The 18,040-nt window shown below is 40.0% G+C and carries 14 protein-coding genes; 2 read left to right on the plus strand and 12 right to left on the minus strand.

Annotation, left to right across the window (positions count from 1 at the left end; genetic code table 11):
• The first annotated feature begins 339 nt into the window (after positions 1 to 339).
• Positions 340 to 1,314, plus strand: a complete 975-nt coding sequence (locus HMPREF9078_RS02500; RefSeq protein WP_009419150.1) for a lytic transglycosylase domain-containing protein — start codon at positions 340 to 342, stop codon at positions 1,312 to 1,314.
• Positions 1,315 to 1,330: 16 nt separating this feature from the next.
• Here the strand turns inward: HMPREF9078_RS02500 and murI are convergent, their stop codons facing one another.
• From murI to HMPREF9078_RS02530, 6 genes are all read right to left on the minus strand, one after another.
• Complete coding sequence (murI, locus tag HMPREF9078_RS02505) at positions 1,331 to 2,140, minus strand: glutamate racemase (RefSeq protein ID WP_009419151.1); 810 nt, start codon at positions 2,138 to 2,140, stop codon at positions 1,331 to 1,333.
• A gap of 102 nt (positions 2,141 to 2,242) precedes the next feature.
• Positions 2,243 to 2,776, minus strand: coding sequence for an OmpH family outer membrane protein (locus HMPREF9078_RS02510; protein WP_009419153.1), 534 nt, complete (start codon positions 2,774 to 2,776; stop codon positions 2,243 to 2,245).
• A gap of 30 nt (positions 2,777 to 2,806) precedes the next feature.
• Positions 2,807 to 3,901 (minus strand): OmpH family outer membrane protein, encoded by a 1,095-nt coding sequence (locus HMPREF9078_RS02515; protein WP_009419154.1) that lies wholly within the window; start codon positions 3,899 to 3,901, stop codon positions 2,807 to 2,809.
• Between the two features lie 69 nt (positions 3,902 to 3,970).
• Complete coding sequence (gene bamA, locus HMPREF9078_RS02520; RefSeq protein ID WP_034542613.1) at positions 3,971 to 6,505, minus strand: outer membrane protein assembly factor BamA; 2,535 nt, start codon at positions 6,503 to 6,505, stop codon at positions 3,971 to 3,973.
• Between the two features lie 4 nt (positions 6,506 to 6,509).
• Positions 6,510 to 7,232 carry an isoprenyl transferase gene (locus tag HMPREF9078_RS02525; RefSeq protein WP_009411260.1) on the minus strand — a complete coding sequence of 241 codons (723 nt, stop codon included), beginning with the start codon at positions 7,230 to 7,232 and terminating at the stop codon, positions 6,510 to 6,512.
• A gap of 15 nt (positions 7,233 to 7,247) precedes the next feature.
• A complete protein-coding gene (locus HMPREF9078_RS02530) occupies positions 7,248 to 7,943 on the minus strand; it encodes a DUF6089 family protein (protein WP_009419156.1) in 696 nt (231 codons plus the stop codon).
• Between the two features lie 835 nt (positions 7,944 to 8,778).
• Between HMPREF9078_RS02530 and trxB the strand changes: the two genes are divergently transcribed.
• Positions 8,779 to 9,720, plus strand: coding sequence for a thioredoxin-disulfide reductase (gene trxB / locus HMPREF9078_RS02535; RefSeq protein ID WP_009419158.1), 942 nt, complete (start codon positions 8,779 to 8,781; stop codon positions 9,718 to 9,720).
• Positions 9,721 to 9,831: 111 nt separating this feature from the next.
• Here the strand turns inward: trxB and HMPREF9078_RS02540 are convergent, their stop codons facing one another.
• From HMPREF9078_RS02540 to HMPREF9078_RS02565, 6 genes are all read right to left on the minus strand, one after another.
• Positions 9,832 to 11,754 carry an LTA synthase family protein gene (locus HMPREF9078_RS02540; RefSeq protein WP_034542617.1) on the minus strand — a complete coding sequence of 641 codons (1,923 nt, stop codon included), beginning with the start codon at positions 11,752 to 11,754 and terminating at the stop codon, positions 9,832 to 9,834.
• 11 nt (positions 11,755 to 11,765) lie between these two features.
• Positions 11,766 to 12,068, minus strand: coding sequence for a hypothetical protein (locus tag HMPREF9078_RS02545; RefSeq protein WP_009411254.1), 303 nt, complete (start codon positions 12,066 to 12,068; stop codon positions 11,766 to 11,768).
• Positions 12,056 to 12,826 carry a 5'/3'-nucleotidase SurE gene (surE, locus tag HMPREF9078_RS02550; RefSeq protein WP_009419160.1) on the minus strand — a complete coding sequence of 257 codons (771 nt, stop codon included), beginning with the start codon at positions 12,824 to 12,826 and terminating at the stop codon, positions 12,056 to 12,058. Before surE ends, HMPREF9078_RS02545 begins: the two co-directional genes overlap by 13 nt.
• Positions 12,827 to 12,926: 100 nt before the next feature.
• Complete coding sequence (locus HMPREF9078_RS02555) at positions 12,927 to 15,254, minus strand: family 20 glycosylhydrolase (RefSeq protein WP_009419161.1); 2,328 nt, start codon at positions 15,252 to 15,254, stop codon at positions 12,927 to 12,929.
• Between the two features lie 17 nt (positions 15,255 to 15,271).
• Entirely contained in the window at positions 15,272 to 16,738 is a 1,467-nt protein-coding gene (locus HMPREF9078_RS02560; protein ID WP_009419162.1) for an aryl-sulfate sulfotransferase, read from the minus strand.
• A gap of 49 nt (positions 16,739 to 16,787) precedes the next feature.
• Positions 16,788 to 17,585 carry a hypothetical protein gene (locus tag HMPREF9078_RS02565; RefSeq protein ID WP_009419163.1) on the minus strand — a complete coding sequence of 266 codons (798 nt, stop codon included), beginning with the start codon at positions 17,583 to 17,585 and terminating at the stop codon, positions 16,788 to 16,790.
• Between the last annotated feature and the right edge of the window lie 455 nt (positions 17,586 to 18,040).

Here is an 18,040-nt window from a genome sequence, read left to right on the forward strand (position 1 = left end):
AAGCTCTCTATAAGCTAACCCCACCCATCTAATAGCCTTTTTTCACCAAAAATCTTCCCTCCTCTCTTCCGAATCTCTTCGATATCTTCCGAAAGTTCAGAACCTCTCTAAGATTCTCCAAAAACTCCAACGAACCTCTCTCCCCATTTCACAAGGCGTAGGCTTGATTTTGTTTAAAATTTGTTTAATTTCTGAGGCACAGCCTCATTCCTCTAACTCAACCTCGCACCTCATTTCCTCATTTGCTAATTTTCTAATTCTCTAATTTTCTCATTTCTAACACTATTTGGTATTAAAGAATTATTTACTATCTTTGCCCCAATCTATACAAAAGAAAAAATGATGAAAAGAACGATACAATATTTGCTCATAGGTGGAGGAGTAGTTTTGCTCTCTGGTTTTTTGGTCAATGCAATGTCAGTTAAAAAAGAAGAAAACAATATCTACGAACAAGCAGAAGCCGAAGTAGCCCAGAACCCTCTTTCAGCTCAAGAAACTCATCATAAAAGCGATTTCTCTAATGATTACAGAGTTTTTGCCATCGATTTACCCGAGAAATTAGACTTTGCTGGCGAAAGAGTTCCTTTGGAAGACCCCGATGTACACGAGCGCTTAGACCGAGAGCTTATCGTAAATACCTATTGGCAATCCAATACTTTGTTGGTGCTCAAGCGTGCTAATAAGTACTTCCCTATCATCGAACCTATCCTCAAACGCAATAATATCCCCGATGATTTCAAATATTTAGCCATCATAGAAAGCGGACTCACCAATGCGGTATCACCCTCCGGTGCAAGTGGCTTTTGGCAACTTATGAAACCCGCCGCTCAAGAATACGGCTTAGAAGTAACCGACCAAGTAGATGAGCGTTATCACATAGAAAAAGCTACCCAAGCTGCCTGCGATTATTTAAACAAAGCCAAGCGCAGTACAGGTTCGTGGACGATGGCTGCCGCTGCTTATAATGCCGGTATCTCAGGAATGAATAAGCAAACTTCTTTTCAAGAAACTAATAATTATTATGATTTATGGCTAAGCTCCGAAACTTCACGCTATGTATTTCGTATTTTAGCCCTAAAAGAGATAATGAAGCACCCTAAGAAGTACGGCTTCATCTTCGAGAAGAAACATTTGTATAACGAACTGCCCACTTACAATGTAATGGTAGATTCTACCATCGAAAATCTCACCCAATTTGCCAAGAGCCAGAACATTACTTATAAAGACCTAAAACTATACAATCCTTGGCTACGCGATAAAAGGCTAGATAATATAGATGGTAAAGCGTATTATATCAGGATTCCCAAGAAATAGTTTTTAAGAATAAATATCAGAAAGTAGAAATTTTCAAGTGTTCGACATTCTTGGGCGCAAACTGTTGCAATACTTCTACCTTGCCATTAGCAAGCCAAAGGTGTTGTGCCTCTGCAGTAGCATCATCATTCAGTAAATGATGTTGAGAAAGTATATTGCGCGTTTGTTTAGCTACCGCATACCCCGAATCTATTACCTTTATGTGTGGAGGAATGAGCTCTTGTATTTGTGGTAACAAATAAGGGTAATGAGTGCAACCTAACACCAAATAATCAATCCCTTCGGCAACCATAGGTAAGAGGTATTTACGTAATAATAGCGTCATTTCAGGACTCTTTATACGTCCCGCTTCTATAAGGTCTACTAGCCCCTCCCCTACTTGCTCTATAATTTCCACTTGCTCTTCCTGTTTAAGGTGCTCACTGGTTTTAGCAAAAAGGTCGCTGGCAAGTGTACTGCGGGTTGCTAATACCCCTATTTTCTTAGTAACACTCTGCAAACTCGCAGGCTTTATAGCAGGTTCTATTCCTATAAAAGGTACTTCTTTATATTTATTCCTCAAATACGATATAGCATTGGTAGTACCCGTATTGCACGCTACTACTATAATTTTTGCATTATTTTCTAACAGAAAACGCGTATTGGCATCGCATAATGCAATGATTTCCTCCTTAGTTTTTTCACCATAAGGAGCATTTTTATTATCTGCTATAAACAAGGTATTCTCATTAGGCACTAGCGCGTTTACTTCTTTCCAGATAGTAGTCCCCCCTACTCCAGAGTCAAACAAGCCAATAGGTGCTGTGCGTGATGTTGAGTGAGTCATTTTAAAATAAGGTTCTTTTCAGTTGCAAAAATAAAAAAAAGTGTTCACTTAGCGAACACTTTTCATAAGAAAAAATATTTATTAATTTTAAAAACCTACGAACTAAAATCCTAAGTCCTTTTTAACTGTACTGTAAAGGTCATCTCCTGTAGCTACAATCACACTTGAGCCTGCACTCGAATCCAATACGTACTGAAGTCCTTTTTGCTTAGCAATTTTCTCAATAGAGCTTTTTACCTTTTTAAGCAATGGCTCTACCAATTCTTGTTGCTTTTTCTGTAAATTCTCAGCAGCAGTTTGTTGTGTTTTACGGATATTTTCTTCCATAGTTTTAATTTCCTCTGATTTTTTGAGGAATTCTGCTTCACGAGCTTTAAGTTGTGCCTCTGTAAGAGCAGCAGCTTCATTCTGATACTTTTGAGCCTTAGCTTGCAATTCTTTAATAGCTGCTTGAATATCGTTCATATATCCTTGCTCCATTTTCTTTAATTGTGACTCTATTGATTTTCTTTCAGGCATTTCTTCTAAAAGTTTTTGCACATCAATATGAGCGATTTTCACTTGTGCAGTAAGCATTGTAGTAGCTCCTAAGAATAGAGCCAATGCAATCATCAACGTTCTAATGTTTCTCATCATCTGTTTGTAATATTAGTTATTTAAAAATTTTTACTGATTTGTTGTAGGCGTTTGTGTTTTCGCCTCTTGTTGTTTTTTAAGGCGCTCGGCTTGTTCTTTTTCACGTTGCACCCTTTGTTCTTCAAGTTTCTTTTGGCGTTCAGCTATTTCCTTCTCACGCTGTTCTTTCTGTTCTTGTAACTTCTGTTGGCGTTCGGCTTGCTCTTTGTCCCGTTGCACCTTTATAGAATCGCGCTGTTGTTGGAACTTCTGCTGACGCTCAGCTTGCTCTTTCTCGCGTTGTGCTTTAAGAGCATCGCGTTCCTGTTGGAACTTCTGTACACGTTCAGCTTGTTCTTTTTCGCGTTGCGCTTTAAGGGCATCTCGTTCTTGTTGAAATTTCTGCTGGCGCTCGGCTTGCTCTTTCTCGCGTTTTGCTTTGAGTTGTTCGCGCTGTTGCTTCATTTCTTCAGTTTTGCGCAAACGTTCTTGTTCGTATTGTACTCGGCGTTGCTCACGTGCTTTTTCAGCTTCTTTACGTTTCTTAACGCGTTCTTCTACAAACTCAAAATCATAGCTTTCTTTTAAGAGCTGAGCCATATCTTTGTTCCTATCTTCGGCATTGTCTTTCTTTTTCAAGGCACGAAGCACTACTTTACTCAAGTTATGTTGCTCATTAGAGAATAACATAGTGGCGTCACTCTTCTCAAAGATAAAATCGTATTTACGCATCTTGCCTATCTCTTGCACTATATTAAACACTTGGTCTTGGATAGGCTTAGCAAGCATAAACTTTTGGGTGATATACTCTCCTTCCTTAGCATCAAACTTCTGCTGTTTATAGGCATTCAGGTTGTATTCTAACAGAGCTATTTCTTCTTCTTTATCTTTGATAAGCTCGGGAGTAAGTAAAGCTTTCTCAGCTTCTAACTTCTCTTTTTCAGCCTTTATCTTTTCTTGGCGTTTGGCTATTTCAGCCTCCCATTGCTCTACTTGTAAGGCAAACTGCTGGCTTGCTACTTTATAATCTTCGAGGTGTGATAATATGTAATCCATATCCACATAGCCAATACGAGATGGCTTTTGTGCATAAGTAAAACAGGCACTACACAATAGTACTATAAATAACGCTTGTAGTTTGTTCATAACATTTATTAAATGTATATACTACTTTTTAGCCTTCTCTTTTCGTAAAAGAAAATATCGTGCCAAAAATTAGAATTGTTGTCCAAAAATAAAGTGTGTTTGCCAGCCACTGCGATTATTGCTATTGGCAGGGTTATCGAAACCATACCCAAAGTCAATACCCAGCATACCGAACTGTGGCATAAAGAGTCGCAATCCTAAACCTGCTGAACGCTTAATCTGGAAAGGATTAAAGTTCTCTAATCCATTGTGTACATTACCTCCTTCGGCAAATACTAAGCCATAGATAGAAGCCATTGGTTTAAGAGTAATAGGATAACGCAATTCCAGAGAGAACTTGTTAAACACAGTCTCACCATCATCGGCGGAAAGAGCATAGTTTTCATACCCGCGCATTTGTATGTTTTCACGTCCGTCCATAGAGTAATAGCCTAAGCCATCGCCTCCCATAAAGAAACGTTCAAAAGGTACTATACCGCGTTTGCTGTTATAAGCTCCCAAATAACCAAAATCAGCACCAAACTTTAATACAAATTTACTGTAAATATTGGTATACCAAGCTGAGGTAAATTTAAGCTTATAAAACTCTAACCAGTGAAAACGCTCTTGGTCTATCTGTGCTATTCTTTCAGAATCGCCGTTATTAGATGCTGTTTCACGTTCTTCAAGCAGTTTGCCATAATCCACCTTATTGAACAATGAGTAAGGAGGGGTAAGCTTCGCACTAATGGTAAAGCTACTTCCTGACATTGGATAGATAGGGTTAGGACCACTTGAGTTACGCGATAGCGAAATAGTATAAGCTAATGAATTAGAGTTACCATCTTTAAAAGTAAAGAGTCCTAAATTAGGATAATTCTTCAAATCATAATGCTGATAGCTTAAAGTATGAGCGATTTGGAAATAATCATCGGGGACTCTCAAACGTTTGGCTAAACCTACGCTTATTCCGGTGATATACACACGTTTACTCTTATCTACATCATAGCTCCTGTAACTATACCCGAACTGTTCGGTTCTACTGAATGACACTGAGAACTGCACAGGCTGTTTACCTCCCATCCAAGGCTCGGTGAATGAAAACCCATAAGTACGGTAGTACCTACTTATTTGGAAACTGAGTGATAGTGCTTGACCGTCGCCCATAGGCACTGGGCGATAGGCTTTGGGGTTGAACAAGTTGCGAATAGAAAAGTTATTGAATGAAAGGGCAAGTGTACCTATGAATGAGCCTCCACCATACCCTCCTTGCAACTGCACTTGGCTTGAACCTGTTTCGGTGAGTTTATATTCTATATCTACGGTTCCTGCATTAGGGTCGGCATTTTTAAACTCTGGATTGATGTTTTGAGCATCGAATAGTTGCAACTGTCCTAACTCACGAACGGTACGCACTACGGCATCTTTGCTATATAGATAACCAGGACGTGTGCGCAACTCGCGATAAATTACATAGTCGTTAGTCTTTTCGTTACCTGTTACTGATATTTTATTAAAATAAGCAGGTTTGCCTTCTACCACGCGTATTTCGAAATTGATAGTATCATTTACTACTGAGGTTTCCACAGGGTGTATTTGCGAGAAGAGATAACCACTATTTTGATATAAGTTGGTTATATCTTCGGCATCGGGTTTGGTATTGTCTTGAATGCGTTTTTTGAGCAATACTCCGTTATATACATCGCCTTTTTTGATACCCAATACTTGATTGAGCACACGGTCGTTATAGACTGAGTTTCCTAAGAAGCGGATATCACCGAAATAATAACGCTTTCCTTCTTCTACTGCTATATTAAGACTTACATTACCGTCTTTATTTTTAATAAGCGTATCGTTTACCACACGAGCATCGCGATAGCCTTTTTCTTTATAGAAATCTACGAGATTTGTTAAATCTTCGTCGTAGTCTTTCTTAACGTATTTGGAGCGTTTCCAGAAACGACCGAAACGCACTTGTTTTGTCTTTTTGAGTTTCTTGCGCAACTTGGCTGAGGTAAATTGCTGATTGCCTTCAAAAGTAATTTTATCGATTTTTACCTTATTACCTCTATCGATGTGAATGAGCATATCTACACCATTGGCATCGGTAGTATCTATTTTGGTATCGATAGTTACTTTGGTGTTGAGATAACCATCTTTTCGATATTTATTAGTGATATAGTTTTTAGTATTAGCAATAAGGCTTTCGTTTACCTTTACTCCTTTTTTAATTTCGGCATCTTTAAGGAGGGTTTCTGCTTTTTTCTGTCCGATACCTGTTACTTTTACATCGACTAATGAAGGTGTTTCTTTGATAGCTAACTCTAAGAATACGGTATCACCTTCTACGCGCTTGATATAAATATTAATATCGCTAAACAACTTATAGCCCCATAGCTTATGAATGATGGAGCTGAACTTTTCACTGGGGATTTCGATTACATCACCTACTTTCAAACCCGAAGTAGTGAGGATAGTTTGTTCGTTATAACGTTTTGCGCCAGTAACTTCAATGCCACCAATTGTATATTTTCTTCCTTTTCCTAATGATATTCTATCTTCTTCTTGTGCACTTACAAGGCTTACAAAAGCCAAGAAAGCAAGCAATAAAAATTTTTTCAGCATAGTTTTACGTAAGTTGTTCGCTTGTTTTTCCAAATCGTCTTTCTCTATTTTGATAGTTTGATAGGGCTTCTTCTAAGTGTTTTTTTGTGAAATCAGGCCATAATACTTCAGTAAAATAGAGTTCGGCATAGGCTATTTGCCATAATAAAAAATTGCTGATGCGCTCCTCACCGCTGGTGCGGATAAGTAAGTCTACATCGGGTAAGTCGTAGGTGTATAGGTGTTTTTGTAGTGTTGTTTCGGTAATTGTATTAGCAATAAGTGTGCCTTCTTTTACTTTTGCTGCAATTTCTTTTATAGCAGTTAGGATTTCTTCACGTGCTCCATAGTTGAGGGCTAAGGTAAGGGTAAGCCCTGTATTGTTTTTGAGTTTATCGATAGAAGCAAGTAGGGCTTCGCGTGGTTTAGGAGGAAAGCGGTCTAAATTGCCAATGGTTTTGAGTCTTACATTATTTTTGTGCAAATTATCAACTTCCTTTTTTAGGAACTTTACCAATAGCTCCATTAGGGCTTTTACTTCTAAGGCGGGTCGTTTCCAATTTTCGGTAGAAAAGGCAAAAAGAGTGAGGTATGGAATACGGTGTTCCACACAATATTCCACTACTTGTCGCACAGTTTGCACTCCCTTTTCGTGACCATAGGCTCTGAGCAAGCCTTGTTTTTTTGCCCAACGCCCATTACCGTCCATTATAATAGCCAGATGCTTTGGATAGTTTGTAATCTCCATTGGTTTTAAGTGAAATTATCTACAATAGCAAGGCCATTCGCCGAAGGTGTAGGTAAGGGTAAGACCTGAGAAGGCATACCAGTCGTAACTTCTTCCTATGTTACCGAATGTAAAGGATTTTCTTTCGGGCGCACTACCATCGACGTTGTTAGTAAGGGCAAAACGGAAAGCTACTTCACCTCCTAAAACAAGCCTTCGAGTAATTTTAGCTTTAAAACCGAAAGCTACGGGCACAGCCACATCGAAGTCGCGACGTGTAGTATCGGTAGCTTCAACGGGTTTGGGAGAGGAGGGGTCGAAGTACAAATCGTCGTGCCAAAGCCCAGCTATACCTACGAACACATAGGGGGTCATAGGCATATCGAGCAAATTGCCGATTCTGTAGCTAAAGAAATTGAACTCGGTGCCTACTGCCAAATCGGTAATATCACTTGAATAAGCGAACCCTCGGTTGCGTTTACCAGGGATATCGGATTGGGCGTCGTTAGCTCTAAGTTCGGACTTAGTAACCTGCACACGAACTGCCATACGTTCGTGGAAATTCCATTTATATATCCCACCAAAAGCGATTTTGTTAGGATATAAATAATAGGTTCTACCAACATCTGAAATGGGGTTGCTTCCACCTAAGAAAACACCGATTTCGTGTTGCTGTGCCGATGCCATATGCATCGCCAATAGTATCAATGTAATGTGTATAAATCTGTACATACGCTATTCTATGCAAGGCGCAAATATACGTGTTTTATATGAAATAACATTTATTATTTCCTATTTTTTTATTTTAGATTTTTTAATTAGCTACTAAAATTCTTTATATATCACTGATTATTAACACGATATAAGTATATTTATTTTTATAAAGAATTATAAGTTATCAGGGGTGATTTGTGAAAAGTGGGTAGACGAAAGGTGCTTGTGAGGAGGGAGCGAGAAGTACCTTGCGGTTGCTCTGTGAGACATCTGACGGACTTTTAATAAACCTTAAACGGAACTACAGTAGTCTTATAGTGGCTCTACAGTGGCTCTACAGTGGCTCTACAGTTGCTCTACAGTGGCTCTACAGTGGCTCTACAGTGGCTCTACAATGAAGACTAACCAAAGATCAATCGAATAGTAACTGAACACTGATTGAACTTATGGTGCTACTATCTGCTTATATCATTGGTTCTACTTTTTAGACTTGTCGGGCATAAAATAAGTAACGCGAGCTCGACGTAAAATAGCGAACGAATACTCGGAGTGGGGTATGCGAGAGATTGTGTTTCAGAAATTAAACAAAATTGATTTCAAAATTAAAATAGCATCAAGACTGCGCCTTGTGAAATAACAATGCAAGATTTAACTTTGCCAAAGGTCGTAGCACGACGGACGATTAACTTTGGCAAAGTGTATACTGCAAAAAAGACTCATCATCAGAATTATTTATCAAACTGATATTAACTTTTAATTTCGTGTGTTTGCTCTAATTGACAAATTGGCAGGTTTGTAGATTGGTATTATTTTTGTAGTTTTGCACCCTAATTAAAAGAAAGAAAAAATTGTTATGGCAAACATCGAAAAAATAAAATGCCTCATTATAGGCTCAGGTCCTGCGGGCTATACCGCTGCTATTTACGCTTCGCGCGCGAACCTAAGCCCTGTGCTTTACCAAGGAGAACAACCTGGTGGACAGCTCACTACTACTAACGAAGTAGAGAATTTTCCGGGATATCCTGAGGGAGTAATGGGTAGCGAAATGATGATGCAGTTAGAGCAACAAGCTAAACGCTTTGGGGCTGATATTCGCAACGGCTGGGTGACTAAGGTAGATTTTTCGGCTCACCCCCACAAAGTATGGGTAGATGACCAAGAGCTCCACGCTGATGCTGTGATTATCGCTACGGGTGCTTCGGCTAAATACTTAGGTTTACCCTCAGAACAGCACTATTTGCAAACAGGAGGAGGCGTATCGGCTTGTGCTGTGTGCGACGGTTTTTTCTACCGCAATCAACACGTGGCTATTGTAGGGGCAGGCGACTCGGCTTGTGAGGAAGCGCTTTACTTAGCGAACCTTTGCTCGAAAGTAACAATGCTCGTGCGTCGCGATGAGTTCCGCGCTTCACAAATTATGAAGGAACGCGTGCTCAATTCGCCAAAAATAGAAGTGCTATTTAATACTGAAACTGAAGAGATATTAGGTGACGGACAAGTAGTTACGGGCATTAAAGTGCGCAACAACAAGACAGGGGAGATAAGCGAAATAGCTATCACAGGTTTCTTTGTAGCTATCGGTCACAAACCTAATACTGATGTGTTTAAACCTTATATCGACACTGATGAGGTGGGCTATATTAAAAATGTAGCGGGCACTTCGCTCACCAATGTAGCAGGGGTGTTTGTAGCCGGTGATGCTGCCGACACGCGCTACCGCCAAGCTATTACGGCAGCAGGCTCGGGCTGTATGGCAGCGTTGGACGCAGAGAAATACCTTCTTACTCTTGAATAGGTAAGAGGTAAAAGATAAGAGATAAGAAAGCGCGATGTTTAGAATAATAAACATCGCGCTTTGCTATTTAACCTGCCAGCTATCGCTGAATTTGTTTCTTACTTTTTACCTTTATTTTAAACTAAGCTTATGGTTGATAATTCTATCCATATAATCCTGCATAAAGGCTTTCAGGTCTTTGATACCTTTTTGAATTTCAGCATTATCTTCTTTACCCAAGAGATTGTTTTTGAGAGCACCGTCTTCTTTCTTGTACACACCGTTTACCTTGCCTGTTTCGTCGATGATATAGATGTAATTACCTTGCATCATTTGGTACATAAGTGCATCGGAGATAAAAGCGCGGGGCGTTTCATCAGGAAGATTGGCAAACACACTGCGCCCCCAAGAGCGGAAAGGCTTATGGTAACCCATTAGGTCTACTAACGAAGGATAAATATCTATTTGCTGAGTAATATCTGAATTTACCCCCTTTGGCACTAAATTAGGGTTAGGGCTGTAGAACATAATTGCCGCTCCTTTGCCTGTAATAGGCTCTTTGTAAAGGTCGTAATAAGTTTGGTTAGGGTGGTCATTGACAAAAGCAAAGATAGTATTGTTATACCAAGGTTGTTTTTTAGCACACTCAAAGAATTGTTTGAGAGCGTAATCGGTATAGCCAATACATTGGTGAATTTCTAAGTTGCCTTTAGGGAATTTGCCCTCATATTGCTTAGGAATTTGAAAAGGGTGGTGGGAGGAGAGTGTGAAAATAGTGCCTAAAAAAGGTTGTTTCTTTTGAGAATAAGTCCTGCACATATATTGGAAAAAAGGTTCGTCCCAAATTCCCCAGTGTCCATCGTCATCAGCATCGTTATTGTACTCATTCTTACCATAGTAATGGTCGAAACCTAAAATATTAGAAAAACCTAAGAATCCCATAGAACCATTGGGTGCTGAATGGAAGAAAGAGGTATCGTAGCCCATTTCTTTGGCAATAGACACCAAAGACTGTGTGGGTTGTTTCACATAAGGTGATGAGGTGTAAGCGACTTGAAAAGAGGGAATTCCTGCCAACATTGACGACATTCCGTGTATTGACTGGCGACCTGTGCAATAAGCATTGTCGAGCACAAGTGAATGTTGTGCTAACGAGTCTAAGAAGGGTGTATATGATTTAAAGTTAGGAATATGGGTTTTAGTATTCATACAGCCCCAATACTCTTTACCGAAACTTTCTAAAATAAAGAGGACGACATTGGGCTTGGTGGCTACTTCGCGGTTGTACTGCTTAATAGGTTTTAAACTCTCATTGATGTAGGCTTCATCTACAAAGTGATATTCCTTAAATCCTTTGTTCTTACCCATACTGCGAATGAGACAAAAAGGCGTGTTTAGTATCGCATCAGCCTGAGGAGCTGTATTTACGTGTCGGCTAGCATCGAGCATATTGATGGGGCGCGTATCCGAAGTAAAACCACCGCCTCGTATAGCCATCATTATCAGAGTACCGAAGCCTATGAAAAATACAGCAGACCAACCAAAATAAGATTTCTTTTGAGCAATAGGTACTTCGACGTTTTTCACGCGTTTATAAAGGAAAACCCAAAGAGCTATCAGTAAAAAGAAGCCTACGAACATATACCAATAGCCTCCTAAAAAGCTACTGAATATTTTCATTTTGTTGTTTTCGTGTTCTATAACTGCAAACGATGCTGAAGTAAGGCGCGACTTGCTAAAAGGGTAGTATGCCATATCAATAAAATTGGTGGCATAAGCAATCGTATTAGGTATAAAGTACGACCAAAAAACTGCTTTCTGAAACTTCTTATGGGTATTTACCCACAAAGGTAGTAAACTGAGCAGTATGAACAGCAAATTAGTGTACATTATAGCACAGTTATCAAACGCCAATCCATAATAGAAAAGGTCGGATGTGTTATAATCGCCCATCACTCCGCGATTCATATAGATAAACAAACCACGTGCAATGGCATAAAATAAGTATACCAAGAAGATACGGTATAAGAAAACTACATATTCTCTGATTCTCATTGTATTTAATTTTAAGTGAATTGTAATAGCAGAATTATAAAGGCTAATACACACGAAGCGATAAGTACACCACGTGCGCGTTCGTTTTCATAACGATTGATAAAAAAGAAGAAGATAGCAAGGTCTAACAGGGCTCCTAAGAGTATGAGTTTCCCTAAATATCTCTTGTAATAGGCATCTTGCAAGGTAGTAGCAATACTAAACTTAGAGAAGATAAGCACATAGGCTATCACCCCTATTACATTTACAACAATACCTGCTATAAAACCAATGATTTGGTCTTTGCGTTTTTGATTTATATTTAAAAATCCCATTGCTTTAACTCTTGAATATTTTGGTGAGCTGTAAGGTCGAATTGAATAGGTACTATGGATATATAGCCGTTTTCGAGAGCCCATTGGTCGGTATCAGTACCTTGGTCTTCATTCACAAAAGTACCTGTCATCCAGTAGTACACTCTCCCTTGCGGGTTCACACGTTTGTCAAAACTTTCTATCCAGCGCGAACGTGCTTGACGGCATACTTTTACGCCTTTTATTTCTTCCTTCTTGATATTAGGTATATTCACATTCAGCACTGTCCCTTTGGGCAACCCATTAGCGAGTACTTTTTCAGCAATACTTTTGATATAAGAGCGCGCTTGCGAAAAGTCGGCATTCCAACTGGAGTCTAATAATGAAAAACCAATAGCAGGAATGCCTTCAGTACCCGCCTCGATAGCAGCACTCATCGTTCCTGAATATATCACGTTGATAGAAGCATTGGAACCGTGATTGATACCACTCACACAGAGATCGGGCAGACGACCGTTCAGCACTTCGTGTTTAGCTATTTTCACACAGTCGGCAGGTGTACCACTACAAGCGTATTCGCGAGTAGCTCCGTTATGTGAGGGCACAGGGTCGCAGTACATAGTAGTATCGAGGGTAACGGCGTGCCCTTTACCGCTCTGTGGCGAATCAGGAGCTACTACCACTACTTCTCCTAATTCTTTCATTATGTCTATCAGATAACGGATACCAGGAGCGGTAATACCGTCGTCGTTTGTTACTAATATTAAAGGTTTTTGCATACTAAAAAGTAAAGACGCGTTTTGTAGTCGCGTCTTTACGATGTGCAAAAGTACACAAATTTTAAATAAAAGCAATATTACATATGAAAAATATATATTTTTACATCAGTTGGATTTCATCTACAAACAATAAGGCTGGTGTGCCTTTACCCTCGTGCCATTCAGGGATTACAGTACCTTTGAGCACTACTTTCACATAGCGAGTTTTAGTTTTAGCAAAGTTCAAACTGATAGGCACGCGCTTGATAGGGTCGGTCTTCTGGGCTATCTTCAAAGGCTGCTGAGTGATGAGCTGAAAGTTTTTTCCATCAGCAGAGCTGTAAATAGCAACTTCTGAGGCTGGGAATATCCAGTTAGGCGTATCGGACAAAGAACCTGTTTTGAGATTGTTAATTTCTTCGTCTTTACCTAAATCAATCACTGCTTCCACTCCCACTCGACCAGGAAAGCCCACCCAATGCCCATCGATATAAGAATCTTCACCTATTTGGGCATCTACTAAGGCAGTAGCCCCTCCAAAAGTGTATTTAGGATTAGTTTCAGTGAGTAATTGTATAGGCTTGTAAGTAGCCTTATTAAATAACGACTGGTAGCTAAACACTCCGCTTATGGTATCTTTATGCACAGCTACTGCTTTTAACAGCACCTCGTTGCTGAGTTTGATAGGATGGGTATAAAGCGTTTTGGTAGCATCAGGAGTAGTGCCATCGGTGGTGTAGTACACCTTACCATCGCCTACGGTGAGGAGTTCTACCTGAATGCCATCTTTCTCGGGCGCGGGCTGAATCACAGGGGTAACACCCAAGATGTGTTTGGCATAATGATATCCCTCTTTTTGGTAGTAATTGAGTAAGTTGCCTAAACGCTTCAAAAAGTCGGCATAGTTCTTTTTCTCTGGGGCTGTCCATTGTACCTCAGCTAAGGCTGCCAAGCGAGGCAAGAGCATATACTGGGCGTGTGCAGGACTCGCGATGTACTCTGTCCATAAATTAGCTTGTGCCCCTAAGATGTATTTACCTTGTTCGGGAGTGAGTTTAGGGTCGATAGGTTCGTAGTCGTACACCTTTTTCACGGGGAGGTATTCACCTATGGATAGTGGTTCTTTACTGGGGTCTTCGCCTTGGTTATAGTCGAAATACAAACTGTAATGCGGAGTCATAATAGCGCGGTTGTGGCGTTGAGCAGCGGCTATACCTCCTTCGGTACCTCGCCACGACATTACAATCGCATCTTGTGAAATGTTATCTCCCTCCAAAATCTCGTCCCAGCCTATTACCTCTCTACCTTTCTTCTTGAGGAACTGCTCTACGCGCGATACCACATAGCCTTGTAATTTCTGTTCGGCAGTGTGTTCACCGTCGCCTTTTAAGCCTAACGCTTTAATTTTAGCCTGACATTTAGGGCACTCTTTCCAACGTGTTTTAGGACACTCATCACCTCCTATATGAATATATTTAGAGGGAAAAAGTTCGGTAATTTCGTCGAATACGCCTTCTAAGAACTCATAAGAAGCCTCATTACCGGCGCAAAGTACATCGTCGAAAACGCCCCATTTAGTGCCTACTGCACAGTCCTTGCCTGTACAACCCAACTCAGGGTAAGCCGTGAGCACAGCTAAGGTATGTCCAGGTATATCTATCTCGGGAATAATCGTAATATAGCGGTCTTGGGCGTATTTTACAATCTCTTTAATCTGTTCTTGGGTGTAGAATCCACCATAAGGTTTGCCATCGAATTGGTGGGGTTTATCTTTGAGCAAATGCCCAATAAGCGTTTCTTTGCGTGTTGAACCTACCTCAGTAAGGCGAGGGTATTTTTTGATTTCTATACGCCACCCTTGGTCATCGGTGAGGTGCCAATGGAACTTATTGAGGTTATGAAGTGCGAGTATATCAATGTACTGCTTGATAAAATCTACTGTAAAGAAATGCCTGCTCACATCAAAATGCATTCCCCGATAGGCAAAGCGAGGCGCATCGTCTATCACAGCCGTAGGGAACGCTAAGGATTTAGGTTCTGTTACGTCAATCGACTTGCGCAAGGTTTGTATGCCGTAGAACACACCTGCGGGACTTGCTCCATCGATAGTAATTTGCTCACTTGTTACGGTAAGTTGATAAGCCTCTTGGTTAGGTTTTTTAAGGTCAGCTTTAAGACGAATAACCTTCCCACTATTTACATTGGGCTCAGTGGTAAGAGTGAGCCCTGTGATTTCTTTAAGATAAGAGGCGAGGAATTGGGCATTCCTTTGTAGTAAGGCATCACCTTGTGGATAGGTAATCACGGTTTGAGCATCGAGCTCAAAGGGTTTCTGATGGGTATAACTAATGGATTGTGGTAGCGGAATTACCTCGTAATGAATTACAGGCTCAGTGCCTTTACAAGCCATAAGACATAGTGTTACTAAACTAAATATAAGTTTTTTCATTGGTGGTGGTTTGATTTTTAATATTTAATAGTTGGGATATATTGTGCTCTATAGAAAGTAAAAGGCAACATAAAAGAACGTTTTATGGTGGGTGTTTCGTTGCGGTCGGTAATGATAATTTGTTTTTTGGTACTCAACGTGATTAGTAGCAAGTCCTCACCTATAAATTGTGCATTGCTACGGTTTGATGAGGATAAATCTTTGGGAAGAGCTACTGCCATAGGAACTGTTACTGTTTTGCTTTGTTCATTTACTTTATACAAAATAGCTCTTGAGCCCGTATCGGAATCTGAACGCGCATTGTCAATCACTAACACCTCGTTAGGTGCTTTCGGGTTAGCACAGTGCATTCCGTGAGTAAAGTATTTTTTCTCAGGTTTTATGGTGCCATTTTCGCCTATGCGATATAGTAACTTCCCTGTTTTACTATCAATTTTCCAAAGTTCTCCATAACGATTAAACGTCATATAGTAATTACCTTCGCTATCGTAGTTAAAGGAATTGGCGTGTAGCCAATCTTTTTTTACCCCTTGTATTTTTATATTAGGGTCGGTAGTGGGGTCTACATAATCAAAACAACTCCATTGCTGGGTGATTTCTCCTCTTCTATTCATAATCACAAAACCATCACCCTTTACAATATCGGTGGTTGTACCGCCTTGTGCAGTGAGGTCGAAAGTTTTATCAATATAGGTTACTAATCCTATACTGCCATCGGGCATAGGGCGACACTCGTGATGCACTTCCCGTCCGTTAAGTGCAGGAACAGTAGCAAAGTCTTTTTGAAATACTACCTCCCCAAAGAGGTCTATAATTTTAATACTTTTAGCATTGAAAGTATAAGGACTTCCAACAGGGTAAGCAGGATTGGTAAGAATGTAAAACTGCTGACGCTGTGCATCGTAATTTACGACCAAAGGCTCTTCGGGCACTTGCTCATACCATACTACTACTCCTTTAGTATCTGTCAGATAGATGGCTTTTGTACCATTCATACGGGCATTTGCAAAAAAATAACCGCCTATATCTTCTTTTAGGTCGTCTATCAGTAATGTTGCATTAGGAAGAAAAGCCTCCACACTTTTTGTTTTAAAGGTTTTCACTGCCGACTTATCTCCTTTCTCGGTAATGATTTGGCAACTGTATTGCCTATCGGGTTTGAGGAACAATAGCGTTTTACGTTCTATTCCTTTGCCCTGATAGGTATTGGTTTGCTGTACTTGTTCCGGATGGTTCACTTCCCAATAAGCTATATGGAAGGACGTTTCTCCGCTGAAAGTTGCAGTTACTTCCGCACGAAGGTTATTCGTCTTGCTCAAAGACACCTCAAAATCGGTAAGATTACTCTGATACGGAGGGACAAAAGGGTCTTCTTTTTTAGGGGGAATAGGGTCTTCTTTTTTAGGGATAAAAAGTTCGTCTTTTTTACAAGAAACTAATACCCCCCCTATGATTAAAAACAAAATAATAATCGATTTTCTCATATTTTAAATCTTTCTTGTTCCTATATGTTATTTCAATAAGAAAAAAGCGTTAGTCTTTATCGGGATTTACAGGCTCAATAGCATTACTAAAAGGCTCATATGTCACATAATCCCACAAGGCATAATGGTCTCTGGTAGGAATACGGTCGCCTATAAAATCTATATTTTCTACACTGCAAAAGATACGAAAAGGATACTGCTGCCCATAGTTGAGCTCCGTATGAAGGTGTTGCACCCCATCGATGAGCCACGTAGCAATATAATGGTTATTCTGCGGATTGATAGCTAATTTAATCTGAAAAGTATGCCATTGGTCACTGTCTATAAGCACCTCAGCATTTTGCTTCCAAGGATTATTCTGGCTGGTCATAAACACCACTACCTGCCCCTCTTTTGCGCCCAACTTCTTTCTGCGTTTAGCATCACCTGAGCCTACTTCAAAATCTATTTCGTGCCCCTCACTGTTATACAAGAAAGAGCCTATACTTGCCCAAGCACCTGTTTCCATCGGCGGAATGTAAGCGCGCCAAGTATAAATACCTGCCCCGTAACGGTGTACTGTTTTTTGTTTTTTGCGTTGTTCAGTATGAGCTTTCGTCCATATTTTCAGTGCCCAACCATCTTCGGCGTAAGAATCACTTACCACTTTGGCATAAGTTTCTTTGTCCTTCCCTTGTGGGTAATCCTCGTCCTGATTACCTAATAACCAACCGTCAAGCGTTTTAAAATCCCATCGCATCACTTTGGTTTTATCAATGGTTACCTCAGGAATATCACTCGATTGTTTGCTACAGTTTACAAAAACTGTCAAACACACTGCCATTAAAAATAGATTTACTTGTTTCATATGCTTTTATTTTTTCGTTTTTGCTTTATTTAAAATTCTCTTTTGCTTTATTGTTTCTTCGCTATTCCTTCTCCGTTTCTTCATCTTTTCTTCATCTTTTCTTCGTCTTTTCTTCATCTTTTCTTCGTCTTTTCTTCGTCTTTCCTTCGTCTTTCCTTCGTCGTTTCTTCGTTCATTATTCGTTATTGCATCGCTACACTCCACCTTTTCCGTCATACTTCCCCTAGTGCCTATAACCTAAGACCTCACACTTCCCCATTTACTAATTTTCTAATTTGCCAATTCTCTAATTATCCCTTCTCCTTTCCGTCATACTCCCCCCTAGTGCCTATGACAAGGCCTAGCACCTCTTCCTCTTTCTTTCGCCTCGAAACCCCGTTTTTAACATTTTTGGCTTTGTTGTATTACAGTATCAATCAATTACTTACATACCCTTTCTATACCAATCGTCCAAG

It is taken from the genome of Capnocytophaga sp. oral taxon 380 str. F0488 (genome assembly GCF_000318255.2).
GTDB lineage: Bacteria > Bacteroidota > Bacteroidia > Flavobacteriales > Flavobacteriaceae > Capnocytophaga > Capnocytophaga ochracea.

Coding starts and splice junctions, on each gene's coding strand:
- HMPREF9078_RS02500 (WP_009419150.1), top strand. CDS start 340: ATGATGAAAAGAACGATACAATATTTGCTCATAGGTGGAGGAGTAGTT.
- murI (WP_009419151.1), bottom strand. CDS start 2,140: ATGACTCACTCAACATCACGCACAGCACCTATTGGCTTGTTTGACTCT.
- HMPREF9078_RS02510 (WP_009419153.1), bottom strand. CDS start 2,776: ATGATGAGAAACATTAGAACGTTGATGATTGCATTGGCTCTATTCTTA.
- HMPREF9078_RS02515 (WP_009419154.1), bottom strand. CDS start 3,901: ATGAACAAACTACAAGCGTTATTTATAGTACTATTGTGTAGTGCCTGT.
- bamA (WP_034542613.1), bottom strand. CDS start 6,505: ATGCTGAAAAAATTTTTATTGCTTGCTTTCTTGGCTTTTGTAAGCCTT.
- HMPREF9078_RS02525 (WP_009411260.1), bottom strand. CDS start 7,232: ATGGAGATTACAAACTATCCAAAGCATCTGGCTATTATAATGGACGGT.
- HMPREF9078_RS02530 (WP_009419156.1), bottom strand. CDS start 7,943: ATGTACAGATTTATACACATTACATTGATACTATTGGCGATGCATATG.
- trxB (WP_009419158.1), top strand. CDS start 8,779: ATGGCAAACATCGAAAAAATAAAATGCCTCATTATAGGCTCAGGTCCT.
- HMPREF9078_RS02540 (WP_034542617.1), bottom strand. CDS start 11,754: ATGAGAATCAGAGAATATGTAGTTTTCTTATACCGTATCTTCTTGGTA.
- HMPREF9078_RS02545 (WP_009411254.1), bottom strand. CDS start 12,068: ATGGGATTTTTAAATATAAATCAAAAACGCAAAGACCAAATCATTGGT.
- surE (WP_009419160.1), bottom strand. CDS start 12,826: ATGCAAAAACCTTTAATATTAGTAACAAACGACGACGGTATTACCGCT.
- HMPREF9078_RS02555 (WP_009419161.1), bottom strand. CDS start 15,254: ATGAAAAAACTTATATTTAGTTTAGTAACACTATGTCTTATGGCTTGT.
- HMPREF9078_RS02560 (WP_009419162.1), bottom strand. CDS start 16,738: ATGAGAAAATCGATTATTATTTTGTTTTTAATCATAGGGGGGGTATTA.
- HMPREF9078_RS02565 (WP_009419163.1), bottom strand. CDS start 17,585: ATGAAACAAGTAAATCTATTTTTAATGGCAGTGTGTTTGACAGTTTTT.